The sequence below is a fragment of the Kitasatospora sp. Xyl93 genome (genome assembly GCF_055383135.1).
In genome coordinates this window covers 7,050,878-7,075,000 of record NZ_AP029185.1, presented here as the reverse complement: position 1 = coordinate 7,075,000, position 24,123 = coordinate 7,050,878, and the positions used below count along the sequence as shown (strand labels likewise).

The following is a 24,123-nucleotide window of genomic DNA, read 5'->3' as shown; positions in this document are numbered from 1 at the left end:
CCGACTCGCTCGGCGAGCTGCGGGAGGACGGCGACGCCAAGGCGGGCGAGCAGCTGTTCAGCTGGCGCTGACTCCTTTCCTTCCGACACCCGCCCCGGACGAGATGACGGGGCGGCCCCCACTCAGCGGTTCCCGGCGGGGCCGCTCATCTCAGCGGAGACAGGTGACATGGAGAAGACGCTGCGCGGCGTGGGCGTGAGCCACGGGGTCGCGATCGGCCAGGTGCGGCACATGGGGACGGCGGTGCTGGAGCCCCCGGCCACCCAGATCCCGACCGAGGACGCCCCGCGCGAGCAGGCCCGCGCCCAGGCCGCCGTCGAGGCCGTCGCCGCCGACCTCGTCGCGCGCGGCAACCTCGCGGGCGGCGAGGCCCAGGCCGTGCTGGAGGCCCAGGCACTGATGGCGCAGGACCCGGAGCTGATGGCCGACGTGTCCCGCCGGATCGCCGTCGGCAGCAGCGCCGAGCGCGGCGTCTACGACGCGTTCGCGGCCTACCGGGCACTGCTCGCCTCCGCCGGGGAGTACCTGGCCGGGCGGGTCGCCGACCTGGACGACGTGCGCAACCGGATCGTGGCCCGGCTGCTCGGTGTGCCGATGCCCGGCGTGCCGGACAGCGACGAGCCGTACGTGCTGTTCGCGCGGGACCTCGCGCCGGCCGACACCGCGCTGCTCGACCCGGCCCTGGTGCTCGGCTTCGTGACCGAGGAGGGCGGGCCGACCAGCCACAGCGCCATCCTGGCCCGGGCGATGGGCGTGCCGGCCGTCGTGGCGCTGCCCGGCGCGATCGACGTCGCCGAGGGCACCGTCGTCGCGGTGGACGGCAGCTCCGGCGACGTGCTGCTGGAGCCGTCCCAGGAGAAGCAGGACGAGCTGCGGGCGGCCGCCGCCGAGCGCAAGGCCGCGCTGGCCGCCTCCTCCGGCCCGGGGCAGACCTCGGACGGGCACCGGGTGCCGCTGCTGGCCAACGTGGGCGGCCCGGCCGACGTGCCGGCCGCGCTGGAGAACGGCGCCGAGGGCGTCGGCCTGTTCCGCACCGAGTTCCTGTTCCTGGACGACTCGGCGAAGGCGCCCACCGCGGAGAAGCAGGTCGAGGCGTACCGCAAGGTGCTGGAGGCGTTCCCCGAGGGCCGGGTGGTGGTCCGGGTGCTGGACGCCGGCGCCGACAAGCCGCTGGACTTCCTGACCCCCGCCGACGAGCCGAACCCGGCGCTGGGCGTGCGCGGTCTGCGCACCCTGCTCGAACACCCCGAGGTGCTGCGGACCCAGCTCGAGGCGCTGGCCACGGCGGCCGAGGGGCTGCCGGTGCACCTCGAGGTGATGGCGCCGATGGTGGCCGACCGCCAGGACGCCAGGGACTTCGCGAGCGCGTGCCGTGAGGCCGGGCTGAACGCCAAGTTCGGTGCGATGGTGGAGATTCCGTCGGCCGCGCTGCGCGCCAGGGCGATTCTCCAGGAGGTCGAGTTCCTGTCGCTGGGGACCAACGACCTCGCCCAGTACACCTTCGCGGCCGACCGTCAGGTGGGTGCGCTGGCCCGGCTCCAGGACCCGTGGCAGCCGGCCCTGCTGGACCTGGTCGCCTCGGCGGCCGACGCCGCGCGGGCGAGCGGCAAGAGCTGCGGCGTCTGCGGCGAGGCGGCCTCCGACCCGCTGCTGGCCGTGGTGCTGACCGGTCTGGGTGTCACCAGCCTGTCGATGGGCGCGGCCTCGATCCCCTATGTGCGGTCCACGCTGGCCAAGTACACCCTGGCGCAGTGCCGCCGGGCGGCCGAGGCGGCCCGGGCCGCGGACAGCGCCGAGGACGCGCGGGCCGCGGCGCAGCAGGTCCTCTCCGGCGAGTGACCGCGTAGCGACACGAAAGGGGCGCCCCCACCCGGGGGCGCCCCTTTCGTGTGCCGCGGGCCGGCCGGTCAGGCCTGGCGGTCGAGGCGGAGCTGCTCGAAGAAGCGCAGGTGCTCGATGCGGTCGACGGAGCCGGGGTTGACGGCCTGCTCCAGCGGGGTGCCGGAGAGGATGCGCTTGACCGGGACCTCGATCCGCTTGCCGGTGAGGGTGTGCGGGAGGCCGCGGACGGCGATGACCTCGTCCGGCACGTGGCGCGGGGAGAGTTCGGTGCGCAGCGAGGTGCGGATGCGGCCGATCACCTCGTCGTTCAGCTCCGCGCCGGGGGCGAGGACGACGAACAGCGGCATCCAGTAGCCGCCGTCGGGCTCCTCCAGGCCGATGACCAGGGACTCGGCGATCTCCGGGAGGCGCTCGACGACCTCGTAGATGTCCGAGGAGCCCATCCGGACGCCCTGGCGGTTGAGGGTGGAGTCGGAGCGGCCGTGGATGACGACGGTGCCCCGGGAGGTGACGGTGATCCAGTCGCCGTGGCGCCAGGTGCCGGGGTACATGTCGAAGTAGCTGTCGTGGTACCGGGTGCCCTCGGGGTCGTTCCAGAAGCCGGTGGGCATCGACGGGATGGGCTTGGTGACGACGAGTTCGCCGACGGCGTCGGTGAGCGGCTTGCCCTGGACGTCCCAGGACTCGACGGCGGCGCCGAGGCAGGGGGCCTGGATCTCGCCGAGGTGGACGGGGAGGGTGGGGACGCCGCCGACGAAGCAGGAACAGACGTCGGTGCCGCCGCTGACGGAGGCGAGCCAGACGTCCTCCTTGACCTCGTCGTAGATCCAGCGGAAGCCGTCGGGCGGGAGCGGGGAGCCGGTGGTGCCGATGCAGCGCACGGCGGAGAGGTCGAGGTCGCGGCCGGGGTGGAGGCCGGCCTTGCGGCTGGCGATCACGTACGCGGCGGAGGTGCCGAGGACGGTCGCGCCGGTGCGGGCGGCGACCGACCAGAGGGCGCCGGTGTCGGGGTGGCCGGGGCTGCCGTCGTAGGTGACGATCGTGGACCCGACGAGGAGGCCGGCCAGCAGGAAGTTCCACATCATCCAGCCGGTGGAGGTGTACCAGAGGAAGCGGTCCCGGGGGCCGAGGTCGAGGTGGAGGCCGGCCTGCTTGAGGTGTTCGAGCAGGATGCCGCCCTGGCTCTGGACGATGGCCTTGGGCAGGCCGGTGGTGCCGGAGGAGTAGAGGACCCAGAGCGGGTGGTCGAAGGGGACCGGCTCGAAGACCGGCTCGACGTCGTCGGCGACCAGGTCGTCCCAGTTCACGGCGCCCTCGGGGGCGGGGGTGCCGAGCAGCGGGACGTGCACGACGGTGTGCAGGCCGGGCAGCTCGCGGCGGAGTTCGGCGACGACCTCGGTGCGGTCGTGGTCCTTGCCGCCGTAGTGGTAGCCGTCGACGGCGAAGAGGACGGCGGGTTCGATCTGCTGGAGGCGGTCGAGGACGCTGCGGGCGCCGAAGTCGGGGGCGCAGCTGGTCCAGACGGCGCCGACGGCGGCGGTGGCGAGCAGGGCGACGGCGGCCTGCGGGACGTTGGGCAGGTAGGCGCTGACCCGGTCGCCGGGGCCGATGCCGCGGGCGCGCAGGGCGGCGGCCAGCGAGCCGACCTGGCGGCGGAGCTCGGTCCAGGTGAGCACGGCCGGCCGGTCGGTGGTCTCGTCGAGGTGGAGGATGGCGGGGCGGTCGGCGTTGGCCGGGTCCTCGGCGGCGCGCAGGGCGTGCTCGGCGTAGTTGAGCCGGGCGCCGGGGAACCAGCGGGCGCCGGGCATGGCCGGGTCGGCGAGGACCGCTTGGGGGGCCCGGGTGAAGCGGACGTCGAACCACTGGGTGACCGCGGTCCAGAACCGGTCGAGGTCCTCGGTGGACCAGGCGTGCAGGTCGGCGTAGCGCTGGGCGGCCTGCTGGTCGTCGGCGGCCGGGGCGAGCGGGGCGGCCGGGGCGCCGTGGTGTTCGGCGGCCCAGGCCTGGAAGGCCACCAGGGTGGTGGCGGCGGCGCGAGCGGGATTCGGGCGCCAGAGCGGCTGGTCCTGCGGTGGGGTGCTCACGGTGGTGGTCTCCCGGCCGGTGGTGGGGACGGGAGCGCTCGTGGCAGACCCGTCCGGTTGGGCTGTCGGTGCAGACCATGCCATGTGATCGCCCGCCGCGCCAGGGTCGGCCGACGGGTGGGCGGGAGCTCAGCGCGCGGTGAACTCGCCGCTGAACCAGCGGCGCAGGATCCCGTTGTGGAAGTCCCAGACCAGCGGGGTTTCGACGGTGGCGAGCAGCCAGCCGTCGGTCTCGTCGGTGGGGCGGGAGGGCGGGAGGTCGGCGAGCGGGCGGGCCGGGAGCAGTCCGCAGAGCATGACGAAGCGGCCGTTGGGGTCGGAGGCGGTGTGGATCAGGGTGACCTCGGCCGGGTCGGCCGAGATGCCGGTCTCCTCCTGCAGTTCCCGCACGCAGGCCTGCTGCCAGCTCTCGCCGTAGTCCATGTAGCCGCCTGGGAAGGCGAGTTCGCCGTAGCCGGGTTCGATGGTGCGGCGGATGACGACCAGGGCGGGGTCGGCGTCGGGGCGGGTGACGGGGAGGACGGTGACCGCGACGGGCAGCGGGTTGCGGTAGCTGATCTCGGCGCAGCCGGGGCAGGTGCGCGGCCAGAGGCGGGTGTCGGGCGGGTAGGGCGTGCCGCAGAAGTGGCAGTGCGAGAACGGCCGGTGGGCGGTCCGCTGCGCTTCCTCGGAGGGCGTCGCTTCGTCAGTGGTCATGGCCGGATGGTAGCCCGGGGGCCGGCGGTATCGCCGTGGGCGGCGGAGCCTCAGGAGGAGCCCGGGTCGTCGGTCGTGCCGTCGCGGGTGGGACGGAGCAGCGCGGGGTGCAGCAGTCGGGCGTCGCCGGCGTGGTAGGTGCGGGCGCGGGGGCCGCCGCGGGCGCCGCCGCGCTCGGTGGTGCTGCCGGTGCTCTCGACGAAGCCGGGCACGGACAGCACCTTGCGGTGGAAGTTGCCGGGGTGGAGCTTCTCGTCCCAGACCGCCTCGTAGACGGCGCGGAGGTCGGGGATGGTGAAGTCGTACGGCAGGAAGGCGGTGGCCAGCGGGCTGTACTCGAGTTTGGCGCGTACCCGGTCGAGGCCGTCGGAGAGGATCCGGGCGTGGTCGAAGGCCAGCGTGAGCGGGCCTGGGCCGGTGCGCCCGTCGACACCACCCCCGTGGGTGTCGGCGGGCGCACCGGCGGCTCGGGACCGGCCGGGGGGCCGGAGGTCCAGGTCGGAGACGGGGTGCCAGGCGGCGGCCGCGGCGTCCGTCCCCGCCCGGGGGTCGGGCAGGTCCGGGGCGAAGGCGAGGTAGGCGACGGAGACGACGTGCATCCGTGGATCCCGGTCGGGGGCGCCGTAGGTGCCGAGCTGTTCGAGGTGGAGGCGGCAGAGCCGGTTCTCGGCCTCGGAGGCGCTCCGCAGGCCCGTCTCCTCGGCCAGCTCGCGGGCGGCGGCCTCGTCCAGGCCTTCCTCTCCGGCCCGCAGGAAGCCGCCGGGCAGCGCCCAGCAGCCCTGGTGGGGCGGGGCGCCGCGTTCGACGAGCAGGACGTGCAGGCTGCCGTGGCGCAAGGTCAGGGCGACCACGTCCACCGTGACGGCGATCGGGGCATAGGCGCGCGGGTCGTACGCGGCGAGCCATTCCTGCTCGGCTCCGGGCCCGGTGGAGGGCGGCTGGTCGTCCGCTGCCATCGCCGGGCTCCTCTCCGTGCTCACCGGTGCCGCCGGACCTGCCCCGCCGGCGCCGTTCTTCTCGGGCTGAGCACAACGTAGCGATTGCGTTCCCCTGCGGCAAACGATTTTCCCGCTCGGCCGGGGCGCCCACCTCTAGGCTGTGACCAGGAACTCTGCCAGAGGAGACCGACATGCCCACTGCTCCCCCGCCGGACTTCGCCGCCGCGCTGGCCGCCGGGCCGCTGGTGCTCGACGGCGGGATGTCGAACCAGTTGGCGGCGGCCGGCCACGACCTCTCGGACGGGCTCTGGTCGGCGCGGTTGCTGGCGGACGACCCGCAGGCGGTGGTGGCGGCGCACCGGGCGTACTTCGCGGCGGGCGCGGACGTCGCGATAACCGCGAGCTACCAGGCGAGTTTCGAGGGTTTCGCGCGCCGCGGGGTGGACCGGGCGCAGGCCGCGCGGCTGCTCGCGAGCAGCGTGGAGCTGGCCCGGGAGGCGGCGCGCCCGGAGCCGGGCGGGCGGCGGCGCTGGGTGGCGGCCTCGGTGGGCCCGTACGGGGCGGTGCTGGCGGACGGTTCGGAGTACCGGGGGCGGTACGGGCTGAGCGTCGCGGAGCTGGCGGACTTCCACCGGCCGCGGCTGGAGGTGCTGGCGGCGACCCGGCCGGACGTGCTGGCGCTGGAGACGGTGCCGGACGCGGACGAGGCGCGGGCGCTGCTGGGCCTGGTGCGCGGGCTCGGGGTGCCGGCCTGGCTGTCGTACAGCGTCGAGGGCGACCGGACCAGGGCCGGACAGCCGCTGGCGGAGGCCTTCGCGCTGGCCGCCGACGTGGACGAGGTGGTCGCGGTGGGCGTCAACTGCTGTACGCCGCAGGACGCGGACCGGGCGGTGGCGGTGGCCGCCGAGGTGACCGGGAAGCCGGTGGTGGTCTACCCGAACAGCGGGGAGAGCTGGGACGCCGCCCGCCGGGGCTGGTGCGGCGAGCCGACCTTCCGCTCGGCCCGGGTGAGCGGCTGGCTCGCGGACGGGGCTCGGCTGGTGGGCGGTTGCTGCCGGGTCGGGACGGACGGGATCGCGGCGCTGGCGGCGGAGGTGGCGGTGCTCCGGGCGCAGCGGGCGGGCGCGGTGGGCCGGCACGGCTGACGACCGACGGCTCACCTGCGCGCGGTCGTGCGCGCACACAGCGGCCGGACCGCGGCCGCGCCGTAAGTGAACAGCGGGCGGAGGGCGGGTTACCCGGGGGGAAGGTGCACGGAGTCAGCGCGGCCTGGCAGACTCGTCCCGTCACCACTGCGGTCGACATTGTCGACCGCCTGTCAGCGCGGAGGTTCCCATGCCCGGCCCGATCCAGTCGCTTTCCCGGGCCGCCGCGATCATGCGCCTGCTGGCCGGCGGCGAACGCCGGCTGGGCCTGTCCGAGGTCGCGACGGCGCTGGAGCTCGCCAAGGGCACCGCGCACGGCATCCTGCGCACGCTGCAGCAGGAGGGGTTCGTCGAGCAGGATCCGGAGACCGGCAAGTACCAGCTGGGCGCGGAACTGCTGCGGCTGGGGCAGAGCTACCTGGACGTGCACGAGCTGCGGGCGCGGGCGCTGGTGTGGGCGGACGACCTGGCCCGGGCGTCCGGGGAGACGGTCTACCTGGGGGTGCTGCACCAGCAGGGCGTGCTGATCGTGCACCACGTGTTCCGGCCGGACGACACCCGGCAGGTGCTGGAGGTCGGTTCGATGCAGCCGTTGCACAGCACCGCGCTGGGCAAGGTGCTGGTGGCCTACGACCCGGTCGCGCGGGGGGAGTTGGGCGACGGGCCGTACGAGTCGTACACCGTGCGGACGCTGACCGGGGCGGCCGACGTGGACGCCGAGTGCGCGCTGATCCGGGAGCGCGGCTGGGCTGACTCGATCGAGGAGACCTGGGAGGGCGTGGCCTCGATCGGCGCGCTGATCCAGGACCGGCGGCGCAACCCGGTGGGCGCGGTGTGCATCAGCGGCGCCGTCGAGCGGGTCTGCGAGGACGGGTTCGTGAAGCCCTCGCTGGTGGCCTCGGTGCGCAGCGCGGCGCGGGCGATCTCCCGCGACCTGGGCGCCGGGCGGTTCTGAGCACATCCACGGACGGCTCGCGCAGAGCCGTCGATTCGTCACGCTGAGGCGCGGACGGGCGGGAGGCCTGTCCGCGCCTCTGGCGTTTTGTCCTGGTTCGGGGCGCTCCGCTCGGTAACGTCGACGGACCCGTCGAGGCGAGGGTCACAGCTGCGTAACCCTGCCTTGACGTGGGGGCGACCTGGGGAGGAAGCTTCCGCATGACGGTCGACATTGTCGAACGATGGCCGGAGAGATCACCTCCACAGTGCGCTCACCCGCATAGTGATCGACCGGCCGCCCGCCCCCACCCCACCCTCCGGGCCATATGGACAAGGGAGTCTTTGTGTCCGCGTTCTCCAACGGCGACGTCTTCGTCGGCGAAACCCTCGGCACCGCCGCCCTGATACTTCTCGGCGGTGGCGTCTGCGCCGCCGTGACCCTCAAGAAGTCGAAGGCCGTCAACGCCGGCTGGCTGGCGATCACCTTCGGCTGGGGATTCGCGGTCCTCATCGCCGCCTACATGTCGGCCCCGAAGTCCGGCGCCCACCTGAACCCGGCCGTCACCATCGCGCTCGCGGTCAAGAGCGGCGAGTGGGGCCAGGTGCCGCTCTACCTCGGTTCCCAGCTGCTCGGCGCGATCATCGGCGCCGTCCTGGTCTGGGCCACCTACCTGGGCCAGTTCAACGCGAACGAGGAGCCCACCCTCGGCATCTTCTCGACCGGTCCCGAGATCCGGAACCCGTTCCAGAACGTGCTCACCGAGGTCATCGGCACCTTCGTGCTCTGCTTCGCGATCCTCACCATCGGCACCAACTCCGGCCTCACCCAGTCCGGCACCAGCACCCTGATGGTCGCCTTCACCGTCGTCGGCATCGGCCTCTCGCTGGGCGGTCCGACCGGCTACGCGATCAACCCGGCCCGCGACCTCGGCCCGCGCATCGCCCACGCCCTGCTGCCGATCCCGAACAAGGGCGGCTCCGACTGGTCGTACGCCTGGGTCCCGGTCGTCGGCCCGATCCTGGGCGGCCTCGCGGCCGGCGGCGTCTACAACGCCATCTTCTGACGGACGGGTTCGACCCCGCCGCACACGGGGACTGACCGAGCGAGCGTCAGGCCCACCCACCCCGTATCCCCCGAACCCGAGCCGAGGACCCTCCCCATGACCTCCACCGGTAACTACATCGCCGCGATCGACCAGGGCACCACCTCCAGCCGCTGCATCATCTTCGGCGCCGACGGCCGGATCGTCGCCGTCGACCAGCAGGAGCACCGGCAGATCTTCCCCCAGCCCGGCTACGTCGAGCACGACGCCGCCGAGATCTGGACCCGGGTGCAGTCCGTCGTCCGCGGCGCGCTGGAGAAGGCCGGCCTGACCAAGGACGACATCCGCGCGATCGGCATCACCAACCAGCGCGAGACCACCGTCCTGTGGGACAAGAACACCGGCGAGCCGGTGCACAACGCGCTGGTGTGGCAGGACACCCGCACCGAGACGCTCTGCCGCGAGCTGGGCCGCAACGTCGGCCAGGACCGCTTCCGCCGCGAGACCGGCCTCCCGCTGGCCAGCTACTTCGCCGGCCCGAAGATCCGCTGGCTGCTGGACAACGTCGAGGGCCTGCGCGAGCGCGCCGAGGCCGGCGACATCCTCTTCGGCACCATGGACACCTGGGTGATCTGGAACCTCACCGGCGGTGTCGACGGCGGCAAGCACGTCACGGACGTCACCAACGCCAGCCGCACCATGCTGATGAACCTGCACACCCTGCAGTGGGACGACAAGATCGCCGAGTCGATGGGCGTCCCGATGTCCGTCCTGCCGGAGATCCGCTCCTCCGCCGAGGTCTACGGCGAGGCCGTCGGCGACCTGGCCGGCGTCCCGGTCGCCTCCGCGCTCGGCGACCAGCAGGCCGCGCTGTTCGGCCAGACCTGCTTCGACGAGGGCGAGGCCAAGTCCACCTACGGCACCGGAACCTTCCTGCTGCTGAACACCGGCGAGAAGATCGTCAACTCGTACCACGGCCTGCTGACCACCGTCGGCTACCGGATCGGCGACCAGGCCCCGGTGTACGCCCTGGAAGGCTCGATCGCCGTCACCGGCTCGCTCGTCCAGTGGCTGCGCGACCAGCTCGGCATCATCTCCACCGCCGCCGAGATCGAGACCCTCGCCAACACCGTCGAGGACAACGGCGGCGCCTACTTCGTCCCGGCGTTCTCCGGCCTGTTCGCCCCGTACTGGCGCTCCGACGCCCGCGGTGTGATCGCCGGACTGACCCGGTACGTCACCAAGGGCCACCTGGCCCGGGCCGTCCTGGAGGCCACCGCCTGGCAGACCCGCGAGGTCGTCGACGCCATGCAGAAGGACTCCGGGGTCGAGCTCACCGCCCTCAAGGTCGACGGCGGCATGACCAGCAACAACCTGCTCATGCAGAACATCGCCGACGTCCTGGACGCCCCGGTCGAGCGCCCCTACGTGGCCGAGACCACCGCCCTCGGCGCCGCCTACGCGGCCGGACTCGCCGTCGGCTTCTGGAACGACCTCGACACCCTGCGGGCCAACTGGCACCGCGCCGCCGAGTGGACCCCGCGCATGGACGAGGCCACCCGGGAGCGCGAGTACAAGAAGTGGCTCAAGGCCGTGGAGCGCACCATGGACTGGGTGGAAGAGGAAGAGAACAACTGATCGAACAGCCGGTCGGGGCCCCGTGCCCCGGCCGGCCGCCCGCCGTTCCGGCAGCGGGCGTCACCGTGTTTCACCGGCCCGCCGCACCGGGCCGACCGGCCTCTCCCGAGGGGCCGCACCGCACACGAGAGGAGTAACGGCGCCGCCCGACCCGCGCGCCGTACACAATCACCATGGCAACCATCCCGACCCTGGGCGCCGAGCGCACCGCCGGCCGCACCGCCTCCCGCGCCGAGACCCGCGAACTGCTCGGCAAGGCCACCTACGACCTGCTGGTGATCGGGGGCGGCATCCTCGGCACGGCCGTCGCCTGGACCGCGTCCCAGGCCGGTCTGAAGGTCGCCATGGTCGACGCCGGCGACTTCGCCGGCGCCACCTCCAGCGCCTCCTCCAAGCTCGTCCACGGCGGTCTGCGCTACCTGCAGACCGGTGCGGTCAAACTGGTCGCGGAGAACCACAAGGAGCGCCGCGCGCTCTCCACCGACGTGGCCCCGCACCTGGTCAACCCGCTGACCTTCTTCGTCCCGGTCTACAAGGGCGGCCCGCACGGCGCCGCCAAGCTCGGCGCCGGCGTCTTCCTGTACTCGGCGCTGTCCGCCTTCCGCGACGGCATGGGCCGGGTCTCCACCGCCGCGCACGCCGCCCAGCAGGTGCCCGCGCTGCGCACCGAGGGCCTGCGCTCGGTGGCCGTCTACGGCGACCACCAGATGAACGACTCGCGCGTCGCCGTGATGACCGTGCGCGCCGCGGTCGACGCCGGCGCCGTGGTGCTCAACCACGCCGAGGTCACCGGGCTGCGCTTCACCGGCGGCCGGGTCACCGGCGCCGAGCTGCGCGACCGCCTGGACGGCACCGAGTTCGGCGTCGACGCCCGCCTGGTGCTCAACGCCACCGGCCCGTGGGTGGACCACCTGCGCAAGATGGAGGACGCCGGCGCCGCGCCGTCGATCCGCCTCTCCAAGGGCGCGCACGTGGTCGTCAAGCGCCGCTCGCCGTGGCGCGCCGCGCTGACCATCCCGATCGACAAGTACCGCGTCTCCTTCGCCATCCCGTGGGAGGACCACGTCCTGCTCGGCACCACCGACGAGGAGTACACCGGCGACCCGAAGGACGTCCGGGCCACCGACGCGGACATCGACCAGATCATGGGCGAGGCCGCGCACGCGATCCGCGACGAGCACCTCGACCGCGACCTGATCACCTACTCCTTCGCCGGCCTGCGGGTGCTCCCGGGCGGCCCGGGCGACACCGCCGCCGCCAAGCGCGAGACGGTCGTCACCGAGGGCCGCGGCGGCATGCTGTCGGTCTCCGGCGGCAAGTGGACCACCTACCGGCACATCGGCCGCGCCGTGCTGGAGAAGCTGGCCCACGTGCCCGGCACCAGCCTCGGCGAGGACATGTCCCCGATCGCCCCGACCGTCCCGCTGCCGGGCGTCGGCGCGCCGAACGCGGTGGCGCACCGCCTGCTGATCGACCGTGAGCCGGGCTCGCGGATGGAGCCGCTGGTGGCCAAGCACCTGGCCAGCCACTACGGCACCCTGTCCTTCGACATCGCCCGCATGATCGACGAGAACCCGGAGCTCGGCCGGCCGATCCACGAGGACGGTCCGGACGTCTGGGCGCAGGTCGCGTACGCGGCGGACAACGAGTGGGCGTACACGGCGGACGACGTGCTGCGCCGCCGCACCACGATGACCGTGCGCGGGCTGGACACGCCGGAGATCAAGGCCGAGGTCGAGGCCTTCCTGGCGAAGCGCAAGAAGTAGGACGTAGGTCGGACCGCTCACGGAGGGCGGGCGTCCGGGGACTCCCCCGGGCGCCCGCCCTCCGGCGTACCGGGCGGCTGCCTGGCCTCCGTGCGTGGCGGGTGCCTGCCTGTCTCCGGTCGTGCCGGACGTGCCGGACGTACCGGGCTCCGGGTCGGGCCGGACGTACCGGGCGTGCGTTCATGCAGGGCGGACCGGGCTCCGGGTCGGACCGGGCGTGCCGGGCCCGTGGAGGAGCGGCGGGCCCGCCGGGCCCGAGCCGGTGGGCCCGGTCGGCGAAACGCCGAGGGGCGGCACCCGTACGGTCACGGGTGCCGCCCCTCGGCGTTGCTGCTTCGTGCGCTAGATGACCAGGCTGAGCGGCAGGATCAGGGCGATGGCGACCACCGAGATCACCGTCTCCATCACCGACCAGGACTTCAGCGTCTGCCCGACGCTCATCCCGAAGTACTCCTTCACCAGCCAGAACCCGGCGTCGTTGACGTGCGAGAGGAACAGCGAGCCGGCGCCGATCGCGAGCACCAGCAGGGCCGCGTGGGTCGAGGACATGTTCGCGGCGAGCGGGGAGACGATGCCGGCCGCGGTGATCGTGGCGACCGTCGCCGAGCCGGTGGCCAGGCGGATCAGCACGGCGATCAGCCAGCCCAGCAGCAGCGCCGAGATGTGCCACTTGCCGGACCACTCGCTCACCGCGTTGCCGACGCCCACGTCGATCAGGGTCTGCTTGAAGCCGCCGCCCGCGCCGACGATGAACACGATGCCGGCGATCGGGCCGAGCGACTTGCCGACGGTGTCGGAGATCCGGGCCCGGTCGAAACCGGCCGCCTTGCCGAGGGTCACCATGCCGAGCAGGGTCGCGGCGAGCAGCGCGATCAGCGGGGAGCCGATGAAGTCGAACACCCGCTGGCCGATCGCCTTCGGGTCGTCGATCACCACGTCGGCCAGCGCCTTGCCGAGCATCAGCACGACCGGCAGCAGGATGGTGGCCAGCACCGCGGCGAAGGACGGGGTGCGGTCGTGCTTGGCCGTCTCCTCGGGGGCGGTGGCCGCCGGGAGCTCCAGCGGGCCGACCCAGCGCTCGGCCAGCCGCGCGAACAGCGGACCGGCGATGACCAGGGTCGGGACGGCGATCAGCAGGCCGAGCGCCAGGGTGATGCCGAGGTCGGCCTTCAGCGCGTCGACGGCGACCAGCGGGCCCGGGTGCGGGGGCACCAGGCCGTGCAGCACCGACAGGCCGGCCAGGGCCGGGATGCCGATCCGCATCAGCGGCACGTTGCCGCGGCGGGCGACCAGCAGCACGATCGGGATCAGCAGGACGACGCCGACCTCGAAGAACAGCGGCAGGCCGAGCACGGCCGCGATCAGCGCCATCGCCCAGGGCAGCGCCTTGTTCCCGGTGCGGGAGAGCACGGTGTCCGCGATGATGTTGGCGCCGCCGGAGTCCGCCAGCAGCTTGCCGAGCATCGCGCCGAGGCCGATCAGCAGGCCGACGCTGGCGACGGTGGAGCCGAAGCCCGTGGAGAAGCTGCTGAGCAGCTTGTCGAAGGGGGCGCCCGCGACGGCGGCCAGCAGACCGGAGCCGAGTGTGAGGGCGAGGAACGGGTGCAGCTTCAGCTTGGTGATCAGTACGACGATCGTACCGATGCTGAGCAGCACCGCGATCAGCAGCTGGGAGTCACTGCTGGTGTGCGGCAGGGCCGGTGGGGCGGCCGCCAGCAGAGTGGGGGACATGCTCACGCGAGGTCTCCATTGACGGGCCGCAGCAGTGCCACGGCCATCTCGACGAGTTCTTCGGGGGACGGGCCCACGTCCAGGACGGCACCGCGCTCGTCCGCCTCCAGGGGTTCCAGGGCGGCGTACTGCGAGTCGAGCAGCGAGGACGGCATGAAGTGGCCGGAGCGGTGGCTGAGCCGGTCCTCGACCAGCTCGTGGCCACCGCTGAGGTGCAGGAAGAAGGCGCCCGGGCAGGCCGCGCGCAGGGTGTCGCGATAGCGGTGCTTCAGCGCCGAGCAGGTGACCACACCGCCGCTGCCGGACTCGGTCCGCTCCTTGAGCCAGGCGCCGATGGCGCGCAGCCAGGGGGCGCGGTCCTCGTCGCCCAGCGGGATGCCGGCCGACATCTTGGCGATGTTGGCCGCGGGGTGGAAGTCGTCCGCCTCGGCGAAGGGGAGGGCGAGGCGGTCCGCCAGCAGGCGGGCCAGGGTGGTCTTGCCGACGCCCGAGACGCCCATCACCACAACGGTGAGGGGGGCCTGCGGGAGGTCGTGGATCTCGACGCTGAGAGCCATGGGGTGGTGCTCCTTCGTTGCCTGGCCGCCACTATCGCCTCAAAGATATGACGTATTCAAGTGTCGGAAACCAAATCGTCATACTTTTGCGGTGTGGCCTGGATCGCAGGCGGTCTCGCGGCCGCGAAGGGCGGCGAGGGGGCGGCGACGGGACGGTCGGGGCGGTGCCAGGGCGGTGCCGGGGCCCGCAGGGCGGCACGGGGGCTCGCGGGGCGGGCGACTACGCTGGGCGGATGGAGATCCAGGGGCTGCCCGGGCGGCTGCTTGACGAACTCGGGCCGGCGATCGCGTCGGGGGAGATCCCCGAGGGGGCGGTGCTGCGCGGCGAGGAGCTGGAGGCCCGGTTCGGGGTGTCCCGGACGGTGGTCCGGGAGGCGGTGCGGATCCTGGAGGGGATGCGGATGGTCGCCTCCCGGCGGCGGGTCGGGATCACCGTGCAGCCCAGGTCGCTCTGGGACGTCTTCGACCCGATGGTGATCCGCTGGCGCCTGGCCGGCTCGGACCGGCCCGCCCAACTGCGCTCCCTCGGTTCGCTGCGGGTGGCCGTCGAACCGGCCGCGGCCGCGCTCGCCGCCACCCACGCGAGCGACGACGACCGGCGCGAACTCAGCTCACTGGCCGTGGACTTGACGGTCACCGCACGGGCCGCCGACCTGACCGCCTTCCTCAGGCACGACATCGCCTTCCACTCCCTGGTGCTGCGGGCCTCCGGCAACGAGATGTTCGCCCACCTCGGGGACACCGTCGCGGCGGTGCTCACCGGCCGGACCGAGTACCATCTGATGCCCCATCAGCCGGAGCCGTACGCGATCCGGTTGCACCGCGAGGTCGCGGAGGCGATCTGCGCCGAGGACGCCGTCCACGCCGAGCAGGCGATGCGGACGATCGTGACCGGCGCACTGGAGGAGCTCAACCTCCAGCTGGGCTGAGCGCCGGCCCGCCCGGCCGCCGGGCCTGCCCCTCGCGGCCGGCCGGGGCTGCCCGGATGGCACGGGTTTGGCGGTAGTTCGACGGTTTCGGACGCATAGTCCCGGTTCGGCTGGGCAGAGTGAGGCGAAGGGGCGTGTTTCGTGTGCGCCCGTTCCGTATGCTTCACCGAACACGCGCCACGTGCCTGGGGGTCGCTCGATGTCCGTGCCACGCCGCCGTCGTCGCCGCCTGCCCGACGAGGTGCGCGCCGCCGCAGTCCGGGCGGTGCTCTGCCTGTCCTTCACCCTGGTGGGTGTCGTGGTGGCGACGCTGGCCTCGTACGCGGGCAGTTGGCTGCTGACGCCCGCGCTGCTGGCGATGGGGCTCGGGGTGTTCGGCACCATGTGGTGCCTGCTGGAGATCCTGATCTCCCGCCAGGTCGCGGCCCAGCGGATGCGCGCGCCCGGCTCCGCGTACCCGATGGCGGGCAGCCGGACGCCGCCCGGGCCGCCGGCCGCGCGGCCGCTCCCCCCGCCCGGCCCGTCCTCGGTGTACCGGCAGCCGTACGAGTCGGCCGAGCCGCAGCCGTACGCGCCCGGGCAACAGCCGTACGGGCCGGGGCGGCAGCAGCCGTACGGGCCCGGGCACCAGCCGCCGCGGGCGCCGTACCAGCAGCCATACCGACAACCGCGCGAGCAGCCCCACCAACCGCCGCGCCAGTCACCGCCGCAGCCGCCGCGCCAGGCCCGGGTCCGGCCCAACCACCCGTAGCGGCGGCCGGGTCGGTCAGTCCCGCACCGGCAGCGCCCGGTAGTGGGTGGTGAGCCGGCGGTCGTCGTCCAGGACGTGGAAGGCCAGCATCGGCGGATGGTCGAAGGCGATCTCGTGCTCGCTCTCGAAGGGCAGCGTGACGGTGGAGACCACGCCGGGCGCGACCAGCAGCGGCAGGCCGGCGAAGGTGGTCGCGGCGGCGGTGTGGGCGTGCCCGCAGAGCAGGGCGGCCACCCGGGGGTGCTCGCGCAGCACCCGTGCCAGCCGCTCCTCGCCGAACTGGCGGATCGGGTCGACGTACGGCAGGTGCAGCTCCACCGGCGGGTGGTGGAAGGCCACCAGCGCCGGCAACTCGGTACGCCCCTCGGTGAGCTGTGCGTCGAGCCAGTCCAGCGTCTCCTCGTCCAGCAGGCCGTCGTGCTGCCCGGGTACGGACGAGTCGAGCATCAGCACGTCGGCGCCCGGCAGTCGGTGCAGCCGGTTGACCGGGCCCTGTGCCGGCGCCTCGCCGAGCAGCACCTCCCGGTACGGCGCCCGGGAGTCGTGGTTGCCGGGGCAGATCAGCACCGGGTGCCGGGACTTCAGCACCTCGGCCACCTGCCGGTACTCCTCGGCCAGGCCCTGGTCGGCGAGGTCGCCGGTGACCAGCACCGCGTCCAGCGGGCCGGGCAGGGCGTCGAGGTACGCCATCACCTGCTCGGCCCGCCGCCGGGCGCGCTCGCCGCCGTCCCGGCGGTGGTCCTGGCCGAGGTGGATGTCACTGAGGTGCGCGATCGTCAACATGATGATCACGCTATCCACTTCACGGCTGGGCCGGAACCTCCGCGGGGCGCTTGAACATCCGGGTGGCGGTGATCTCGCCGTGGATGGTCGGGCCGTCCGGGTCCGGCGCGGCGGGCAGGCCCGGACGCAGGTGCTCCTCCACCGAGATGTACTTGAGGCCGGCCCGCAGGTCGGCGTCGTTGCGCAGCCGGATCACCAGCGGGAACTCGGCGAGCGCGGTGGTGTCGAACAGGCCGGTGGTGTAGATCAGCTGGACGCCGAGCGCGTCGGCCACGGCCCGCTGGAGCTCCAGCAGGTAGGTGGCGTTGGCGCGGCCGATCGGGTTGTCCAGGAACAGCGTGCCCGCGTGCCGCAGTTGGGACTGGCCGCGGTCGTTGGCGCGCAGCGCGGCCATCGTGCAGTACAGCGCGATCGCCGCGGTGAGCAGCTGGCCGCCGGAGAACACGTCGGACATCTGGCCGACGCCGACCCGTTCGGCGCGCAGCACCGCGTCGGGCTTGAGGATCTCGACGCTGACGCCCTTGGGGCCGATCGCGGCGGCGACGCCGCGCAGCAGCAGGGACATGCCGTCGCGGCGCAGGTCGCTGTTCTTCCTGACCGCGGCGCGGGTGGCCTCGTCGATGACCTCGCCCAGGCGCTCGACCAGGGTGGCGTGGTCCGGGTCCTCGAAGCGGATCCGGAGGAACTCCTGGCCGGACCACTCCCCCAGGCCCTCGGGCAGCCGGGACAGCCGCTGGGCGGCGCGCAGGGTGGTGAGCGAGGACTCGACCAGGCCGCGCAGCCGGTCCACGATCGAGCCGCGGTTCTTCTCCAGCTGGGCGAGCTCGTCGGTGAGCACCCGCAGCCGGGGCGCGAAGGCGGCGGCCCAGGCGGCGGCGTGCTCGGGCAGCGCGGAGGCGGGCAGTTCGCGGATCTGCTGGCGGGCGGGGGTGCGGACGGCCTCGTAGCGGGCGGCGTTGGCGTGCCGGACCAGGGCGTCGGAGGCGTCGCGGACGGCGAGTTCGGCGGAGGACAGCTCGCCGGCGGCGGTGCGCAGGGCGCGGCGGGCCTCGGTGGCGCCGGTGCGGGCCTCGGCCAGCGAGCCGAGGTACGGCTCGACCGGGTCCTCCGGGTCCTCCTGGTGGTCGCGCAGGCCGTCGCGCAGCTGGCCGGCCAGCTCGTCGAAGTCGGCGGCGGCGGCCTGGGCGGTGTCGAAGGTGCGCTGGAGGTCGGTGTGGGCGGTGCGGGCGGCGTCCAGGGCCTCGCGGCGCTCGGCGAGCCGACTGGTGGCGGTGCGCAGCAGGGCCTGGGCGTGCTCCGGGTCGGTGGGGACGAGGTCCTCGGGCAGCTCGGTGTGCGCCTCGCCGTCGGCGGGGGCGGAGCGTTCGGCCTCGCCGCGCAGTCGGCCGAGCTGCTCGCTGGCGACGGCGGAGCGCGCCTCGATGGTGGCGACCAGTTCCTCGGCCCGGGCGGCGGCGGCCTGCCGGGCCGGGCCGTCGGCACCGTCGGGGCTGCCGAGGAGCTCCTCGGCGCGGGTGCGCACCTTGTTGGTGAGGCGGTCGAGTTCGGCCGCGGCGGCGGCCTCGTCGCCCTCGGCGCGGGCCTGTTCCGCGCGCAGGTCGGCGCCGACGCCGACCTTCTCGTACAGCTGGGAGGCGGCGCGGTAGGCCTCGCGCAGGGCGGGCAGCGCGGCGGGGGCGGCCTCGGCGGGCTCGTCGGCCTGCTCGGCGGCGGGGATCTCGGCACGTTCGGCGCGCAGCGCGCGGGCCGTACGGCGGGCGTCGTCGGCGGCGCGCTGGGCGGCGCGGCGGTCCTCGTCGCAGGTGCGGGCGCGTTCCGCGCACAGGGCCTGGCGGCGGTCGCACTCGGCGGCGTCCTCGGCGAGTTCGCGCTGGCGGCGGGCCCAGTTGCCGCGCTCGCGCAGCCGGAAGGCGAGGCCGGAGAGGGCGTCGGCGCGGCGGCGGGCGCGCTGCGCGGCCTCGCGGTGCTCCTCGTGGGCGGAGGCGGCCGCGGCGTGGTCGGTCTCGGCCTCGTCGTGGTCGGCGCGCAGGGTGGCCAGGGCGGCGGCGGCCTGCTCGGCCTGCTCGCGGGCGGCCTCGGCGGCGGCGGCGAGTTCGGCGAGGGTGCCGGGCGGGCAGCTGGCGTGCCAGGAGGCGAGGCGGGCGGCGAGCGCGCGGTCGGCGCCGAGGCGGCCGGCCAGTTCGCGGATGTGCTCCTCGCGGGCGCTCACCCGGGCGCGCAGGTCGCGGCGCTCGCCGTCGGCGGCGGACTCGTCGTGCATGGCCGGGTTCGGCGGGACGAGGAAGAAGGCGGGCTCGTCGGTGATCGGGGCGATCAGCGAGGCGGCGGCGCCGACGGCGACGGTGGAGCGCGGCAGCAGGGCGGCGGCCTGCAGGGCCTCGCGGGCGCGCTCCAGCGAGGCCGGGTCGGTGACGACCACGCCGTCGACCAGTTCGGGGCGGGCGGCGAGGATCGCGTCGTGGTCGGCCGGGTCGACGGACTGGGCGAGGTAGCGCCAGCCGGGCAGGGCCGGGATGCCGTGCTCGGCGAGGTACTCGACGGTGGCGAGCACGTCCGGGCCGGGCGGCAGCAGGCCGCCGTCGCCGAGGGCGGCGAGGATGCGGGAGTCGTCGGCGGCGGCCGTCCGGAGGTCGAACAGGGTGCGTTCGGCGGTCGCGATGGACTCGTCGAGGAGTTCGCGCAGGTACTCGGCGTTGCGGTCGAGCACGGCGGGGGTGAGGAAGCCCGCGTCCTCCTCCGCGCCGTCCTGGTAGGCGGTCAGGGAGAGCAGGTCGGCGAGGCGCTGTTCGGTGGCGAGCAGGGCGGCGGTGCGCTGCTCGGCGGCGAGGGCCCGGGCGGCGTCCTTGCGGGCGTCGCCGGCCCGCTCGGCGGCGAGTTCGGCGCGCGAGGTGGCGGCGGCGGCCTCGCGGAGCCGGGCGGCGGAGGCCTCGGCGGCGGCGCGGGCCTGGGCGAGCGCGGCGGCGGCGGCCTTCTCGACGTCGGCGGCGTGCAGCGCGGCGCGGGCCGGGTCCACGTCGCCGTCGGCGTCGATGAAGCCGGCCGAGACGGCGGCCTCGGTCTCCTGCTCGACCTCGGCGAGGCGCTGGCGCAGGTGCTCGGCCTCGCTGCGGGCCTTCTGGGCGGCGGTGGCGGCCTCGGTGGCGTCGGACTGCGCCTTGCCGCCGTCCTGCTGGAGTTCGCCCGCGCGCTCCTCCTCGGCGTCGGCGCGGGACTCGGCGGCCGCGGCGGCGGCCTCCAGGGCGCGGGCCAGGGCGGTCGCGGCGCGGGCGCGGGCGGCCAGCGCGGGGGCGGCGTCCAGCTCGGCCTCGCGGATCGCGGCGGCGACCCGGGCGACCCGGTCGGCGGCGGCGCGCTGGCGCAGCACCGCCTCGGCGGCCTGCCAGGCGGAGTGCAGGGTGCGGGCGTCGATGAGTTCGCGGCGCAGCGCGGCGGCCTCGGCGGTGGCCGCGGTGAGGCTCAACGTGGCGTGCCGGTAGGTGAGTTCGTCGGCGATCAGGCTGTGCCGGGTGCGGTCGGCCTCGGCCGCGGTGACGGCGCTCGCGGCGGCGGCGACCTCGATGGCGAGGTCCTGGGCGCGGTCGCGTTCGGCGGCCGCGCGCGAGGCGAGGGCGTGGGCGAGCCGGCGGGTGCGGCGCTCGGCGGTGCGGTGGGCCTCGCGGACCGTCTCGCGGGCCGTGGTGGCCTCGGCGATGCGCTCCAGCAGGTCCGCCGACCCCGCGGTGAAGTCGCGTTCGGCGGTGAGTTCGGCGCGGCGGCCGAGCTTGGCGGCGAAGCCGTGCACGAGGTCGGCGAGGCCGTCGGTGTCCCGGGTGTCGGTGACGGCGCGCAGCAGGAGGTCGGTGAAGTCGCTGTCGTGCTTGACCGCGAAGAGGCCGGCCGCCTCGCCCTCGTCGGCGTTCATCTCGCGCTGGTAGCGGAAGAGTTCGGGGTCGAGGCCGAGCTCGCCGAGGTGCTCGGTCCAGCGGTCGTGACCGTCCTCGAAGACCAGGTCGAGGTGGGAGTGGGCCTTGCCGGCCTCGGTGAGGGCGTCGCGGAAGCCCTTCATGGTGCGGCGGCGGCCGCGGGCCTTCTGGTCGCCGGCCAGGCTGACCCGCTCGGCGACCGGCAGCGAGTCGAGGGTCAGGCCGGGGCCGGGGCGGAAGGAGTACCAGGTCTCGGCGAACTTGCGCGGGTCGGAGGAGACCTGGCGGCCGCGCCACTCGCTGACCTTGCCGACCACGATCAGCTCGCCGGTGACGGTGTGCTGCCACTCCAGGGCGACGTGGCCGCAGTCGTCGGCGAGCAGGAACTTGCGCAGCACGCCGGAGCTGGCGCCGCCGAGGGTGTTGCGGTGGCCGGGGAGCATGACCGAGAAGATCAGCTTGAGCAGGACGGACTTGCCGCCGCCGTTCTCCAGGAAGAGCACGCCGGCCGGGGCGGGGCGGCGGACCGGGCCGTCGGGGTCCTCGCCGAACAGGCCGATCTGCTGCGGGGCGGGGTCGGCGACCGGCTCGCCGACGCCGCGCAGGTCGAGCACCGTGTCGGCGTAGCGGGCGCCGGCCGGTCCGATCGAGTAGAGGCGGACCCGGTTGAGCTCGTACATGTGCGGCGGTTCTCCGTGGCTTGCGTGGCGTGAGGGATGGGCGCGGGCCGGCGCGGGGCGGGTGGGCCGCGGCCGGCGCGGTGGGGCTCCGAGCGGGTGGACCCGGAGCCCCGGGCTCAGAGCGAGTGGAACGGCAGCCCCGCGTCGGCGACCAGTTCGTCGCCGGTGTCCGGCGGCAGGAGGCTGGCGGTGCCGTCGGAGACCGGGACGATGCCGAGGTCGAGCAGTTCGGCCATGGCGGCGCTGCCCGCCAGGTCGCGCACCTGGAGCTGGTAGCGGGCGGTGGTGCGGTAGGTGCCGCCGGAGTCGTCGGAGACCTTCTGCAGGAAGCCGGAGTCGACCAGGAACAGCACGGCCTTGGCGACGATGCCGATGGTGGAGCCGGAGAGCCGGCGGGCGTCCTTGGTGGCACCGGTGGCGGTGCGCCGGGCCCACACCCGCCAGGCGGCCTCCAGGCCGGGGGCGTCGGAGGCCGGGTCGGTGTTGGCGCCCTCGGCGTCGGCCTGCTCCTCCAGGCGGCGGCAGGCCTGGCGGACGAAGGAGTCGACGCCGTTGACGGTGATCCGGCCGAGGTAGCCGTCGTCGGCGAGGTCCTCGGGGCGGGGGAAGGCCAGCGCGGCGACGGCCAGGTGGGCGAGGCCGTGCAGGAAGCGGTCGGTGGACTCGGAGGCGGCGCGGCGCGAGTAGTCGCCCATCCGGACGGCGAACAGCGAGTCCTCGGCGGCGGCCACGGCCATGCCGGCCCGCGGGGAGACCTCCAGGACGACCAGGCCCATGCCGGTGGCGATGGCGTCGGCGAGCCGGGCGAACGGCGGGTCCTCGCGGTGGCGGCGCACCAGTTCGGCGTACTCGGCGTCCCGGGCGGGCAGCAGCTTGGCCTGGAGGCCGAAGGAGACCAGCCGGGCGGCGTCGGCGACGTCGGCCGGGGTGATCGGCGCGGGGGCCGCGGGTTCGCTCTCGGCCGCCCAGGACGTGTCGTGGTGGGTCGTCACGGGCGGTGCTCCTCGGGGGTGGCGCGGTGGTTACGGTTCGTCAAGGTGGGTTCCGGCGGGTCTGGTCCCGGAGGGCCGGCCCGGTGCGTGCTTCCCGGCCGTCAGCCGGCGTCCTTGCGGTCGGCGGCCATGCCGGCCGCGTCGAGCAGGGCGCTGCCGACGATCAGGTCGGCGCCGCCGAACTCCTGGTCGCGCAGCGGGGTGCCGTCGTCCACGGCGAACAGCAGCCGCTCCTCGCCCTGGCGATAGGCGGTGCCGACCGGCGGGCTGGCCGCGTGCACGGCGAGCAGGGCGACCAGGTACGGCAGGTCCGGGTCCTGCTTGCGGGCGTCGGCGAGCAGGCCGGAGAGCCGGCGGGGGGCGTCCGGGGGCAGGTCGAGCAGGACCATCGCGGACTCCAGCTGGGCCTCGGAGAACCGGCTGTCGTCCGGGGTGGCGACCAGGTCCGGGTCGGGCAGCTCGGCGCCGAGGTGCTCGCGCTCGACCGGCGGGGTGAGCAGCAGGTCGACCAGGTCGGCGACGCGGACCGAGACGGGGGTGCGCAGACCGGCGCCGCGGGCGAAGAACGCGCCGGTGGGGCGGACGGCCTGCTCTATCGGCAGCCGCAGCACGGGGGCGAGCAGCTGGCCGTAGAGGTCGATGCCGCTGCGGGCGCCGGGGGTGGCGAAGGCCTGCCGGTCCTGCTCGGCGCGGAACAGCGGGCCGGCCTCCAGCAGGCGGGTCTGGAGCTGGGTGTGGCGCCGGATGCAGTCCTTGACGATGTCGACCAGCTCGGCGGCGCGGCGCTTGTGCTCCGGCTCCTCGGCCTCGTCGCGGGCCTTGCGGATGTTGGTGAGAATCGCGTTCTCGTGCCGGTAGCGGTCCGCGATGTGGTCCAGCGCCTCCTCGATGAGGTCCGGAACGGCGCGCATCCAGTCGACCGCCCGGACGTTGCGGCGGGTGGCGTCCAGGGCGCGGCGCAGCGTCTCGGCGTACTGGACGGTGCGGTAGCGGGCCTGCTCCGCGGCGAGCTGGGCGTCGGCCAGGCGGCCGCGGCGGATCAGCACCTCCAGCTTGACCTCGGCGGCGATCTGGGCCGAGGTGACGTCGGTGTCGAGCGCGCCGACCAGGACGTTGACCGCCTCGTCGGTGGTGCGCAGGTAGACGCCGCCGTCGGGTCCTGGGACCTCCTCGATCAGCTTGAAGTCGTAGTCGCGGCGGACGTACTCGCCGTCCGCGCCGAAGGTGCCGTAGACGGCGCGGAAGCCGCGGTCCACGCTGCCGACGTTGATCAGCGACTCCAGCACCCAGCGGGCGACCCGCTCGTGCTCGGCGGCGGGGCGGCCGGCGGCCTGGGCGGCGACCCGGGGCAGCAGCCGGGCGAGCACTATCTCGCGGTCGGCGCCGGTGTCGAAGTCCATGTGCAGGGTGACCAGGTCGATCGCGGCGAGGCCGACCTCGGCCATCGCGTAGCCGCCGTACTCGCCGGCCAGGTTGACCTTGCGGTTGTCCAGGTCGTGCAGCGGGGCGGTGCAGGCCAGCGCCTTGAGCCGGCGGGCCAGGCCCTCGTCGGCGGCGGGGCCGGGCGCGGGGCGCGCGACGGCCGGACCGGCGGGCGGTCGGAGGCCGGGCTCGGTGGGCGGGTCTGCGATGGCGGTCACGGAGGACAAGATTAGAGGTTCGCACCGACATCGACCGAAACGGACCTTGCGGGCGGGCGGAGCGGCAGGT

The 24,123-nt window shown here is 74.5% G+C and carries 18 protein-coding genes (1 of these 18 running past the window's edge); 9 read left to right on the top strand and 9 right to left on the bottom strand.

The window, feature by feature from the left end; translation table 11 throughout:
- Positions 1-71, top strand: the 3' end of a protein-coding gene (locus tag ACZ5GH_RS30705) for a PTS sugar transporter subunit IIA (protein WP_401118214.1). It extends 379 nt beyond the left edge of the window; 71 of the gene's 450 nt are visible here — the last part of the coding sequence; its start codon lies beyond the left edge, outside the window; its stop codon occupies positions 69-71.
- 97 nt (positions 72-168) lie between these two features.
- Complete coding sequence (ptsP, locus tag ACZ5GH_RS30700) at positions 169-1,839, top strand: phosphoenolpyruvate--protein phosphotransferase (protein ID WP_464335901.1); 1,671 nt, start codon at positions 169-171, stop codon at positions 1,837-1,839.
- Positions 1,840-1,907: 68 nt separating this feature from the next.
- Here the strand turns inward: ptsP and ACZ5GH_RS30695 are convergent, their stop codons facing one another.
- The 3 genes from ACZ5GH_RS30695 to ACZ5GH_RS30685 all read right to left on the bottom strand — a co-directional run bounded on the left by ACZ5GH_RS30695 (position 1,908) and on the right by ACZ5GH_RS30685 (position 5,578).
- Positions 1,908-3,926, bottom strand: a complete 2,019-nt coding sequence (locus ACZ5GH_RS30695) for an acetoacetate--CoA ligase (RefSeq protein ID WP_464335900.1) — start codon at positions 3,924-3,926, stop codon at positions 1,908-1,910.
- A 129-nt stretch (positions 3,927-4,055) separates the two neighbouring features.
- Positions 4,056-4,622, bottom strand: coding sequence for an NUDIX domain-containing protein (locus tag ACZ5GH_RS30690; RefSeq protein WP_464335899.1), 567 nt, complete (start codon positions 4,620-4,622; stop codon positions 4,056-4,058).
- 50 nt (positions 4,623-4,672) lie between these two features.
- A complete protein-coding gene (locus tag ACZ5GH_RS30685; protein ID WP_464335898.1) occupies positions 4,673-5,578 on the bottom strand; it encodes an NUDIX hydrolase in 906 nt (301 codons plus the stop codon).
- A 173-nt stretch (positions 5,579-5,751) separates the two neighbouring features.
- Between ACZ5GH_RS30685 and mmuM the strand changes: the two genes are divergently transcribed.
- The 5 genes from mmuM (at position 5,752) to ACZ5GH_RS30660 (ending at position 12,088) form a co-directional block, all read left to right on the top strand.
- A complete protein-coding gene (gene mmuM, locus ACZ5GH_RS30680; protein ID WP_387759811.1) occupies positions 5,752-6,705 on the top strand; it encodes a homocysteine S-methyltransferase in 954 nt (317 codons plus the stop codon).
- Between the two features lie 190 nt (positions 6,706-6,895).
- Positions 6,896-7,660 (top strand): IclR family transcriptional regulator, encoded by a 765-nt coding sequence (locus tag ACZ5GH_RS30675; protein ID WP_387759810.1) that lies wholly within the window; start codon positions 6,896-6,898, stop codon positions 7,658-7,660.
- Between the two features lie 325 nt (positions 7,661-7,985).
- A complete protein-coding gene (locus ACZ5GH_RS30670; RefSeq protein WP_387759809.1) occupies positions 7,986-8,705 on the top strand; it encodes an MIP/aquaporin family protein in 720 nt (239 codons plus the stop codon).
- A 96-nt stretch (positions 8,706-8,801) separates the two neighbouring features.
- Positions 8,802-10,322 (top strand): glycerol kinase GlpK, encoded by a 1,521-nt coding sequence (gene glpK / locus ACZ5GH_RS30665; protein WP_387759807.1) that lies wholly within the window; start codon positions 8,802-8,804, stop codon positions 10,320-10,322.
- A 173-nt stretch (positions 10,323-10,495) separates the two neighbouring features.
- Positions 10,496-12,088, top strand: coding sequence for a glycerol-3-phosphate dehydrogenase/oxidase (locus tag ACZ5GH_RS30660; protein ID WP_387759806.1), 1,593 nt, complete (start codon positions 10,496-10,498; stop codon positions 12,086-12,088).
- Positions 12,089-12,430: 342 nt separating this feature from the next.
- Here ACZ5GH_RS30660 and ACZ5GH_RS30655 read toward each other — a convergent pair whose 3' ends face one another.
- On the bottom strand, positions 12,431-13,819 hold the full coding sequence (locus ACZ5GH_RS30655) for a GntP family permease (RefSeq protein WP_464336900.1): 1,389 nt from the start codon (positions 13,817-13,819) through the stop codon (positions 12,431-12,433).
- A gap of 2 nt (positions 13,820-13,821) precedes the next feature.
- Complete coding sequence (locus ACZ5GH_RS30650; protein WP_387759805.1) at positions 13,822-14,376, bottom strand: gluconokinase; 555 nt, start codon at positions 14,374-14,376, stop codon at positions 13,822-13,824.
- A gap of 233 nt (positions 14,377-14,609) precedes the next feature.
- Between ACZ5GH_RS30650 and ACZ5GH_RS30645 the strand changes: the two genes are divergently transcribed.
- Both ACZ5GH_RS30645 and ACZ5GH_RS30640 read left to right on the top strand, forming a co-directional pair.
- Positions 14,610-15,305, top strand: coding sequence for a FadR/GntR family transcriptional regulator (locus ACZ5GH_RS30645; protein ID WP_464335897.1), 696 nt, complete (start codon positions 14,610-14,612; stop codon positions 15,303-15,305).
- A gap of 199 nt (positions 15,306-15,504) precedes the next feature.
- Positions 15,505-16,056, top strand: coding sequence for a hypothetical protein (locus ACZ5GH_RS30640; RefSeq protein WP_464335896.1), 552 nt, complete (start codon positions 15,505-15,507; stop codon positions 16,054-16,056).
- 15 nt (positions 16,057-16,071) lie between these two features.
- On the opposite strand, the gene ACZ5GH_RS30635 is transcribed toward ACZ5GH_RS30640, so the two are convergent.
- The 4 genes from ACZ5GH_RS30635 to ACZ5GH_RS30620 form a co-directional block, all read right to left on the bottom strand.
- Complete coding sequence (locus ACZ5GH_RS30635; RefSeq protein ID WP_387759800.1) at positions 16,072-16,839, bottom strand: metallophosphoesterase; 768 nt, start codon at positions 16,837-16,839, stop codon at positions 16,072-16,074.
- A gap of 19 nt (positions 16,840-16,858) precedes the next feature.
- Positions 16,859-21,421 carry a hypothetical protein gene (locus tag ACZ5GH_RS30630; RefSeq protein ID WP_387759799.1) on the bottom strand — a complete coding sequence of 1,521 codons (4,563 nt, stop codon included), beginning with the start codon at positions 21,419-21,421 and terminating at the stop codon, positions 16,859-16,861.
- A 116-nt stretch (positions 21,422-21,537) separates the two neighbouring features.
- Entirely contained in the window at positions 21,538-22,413 is an 876-nt protein-coding gene (locus ACZ5GH_RS30625) for a hypothetical protein (protein WP_387759797.1), read from the bottom strand.
- A gap of 101 nt (positions 22,414-22,514) precedes the next feature.
- Positions 22,515-24,053 (bottom strand): hypothetical protein, encoded by a 1,539-nt coding sequence (locus tag ACZ5GH_RS30620; protein ID WP_387759796.1) that lies wholly within the window; start codon positions 24,051-24,053, stop codon positions 22,515-22,517.
- Between the last annotated feature and the right edge of the window lie 70 nt (positions 24,054-24,123).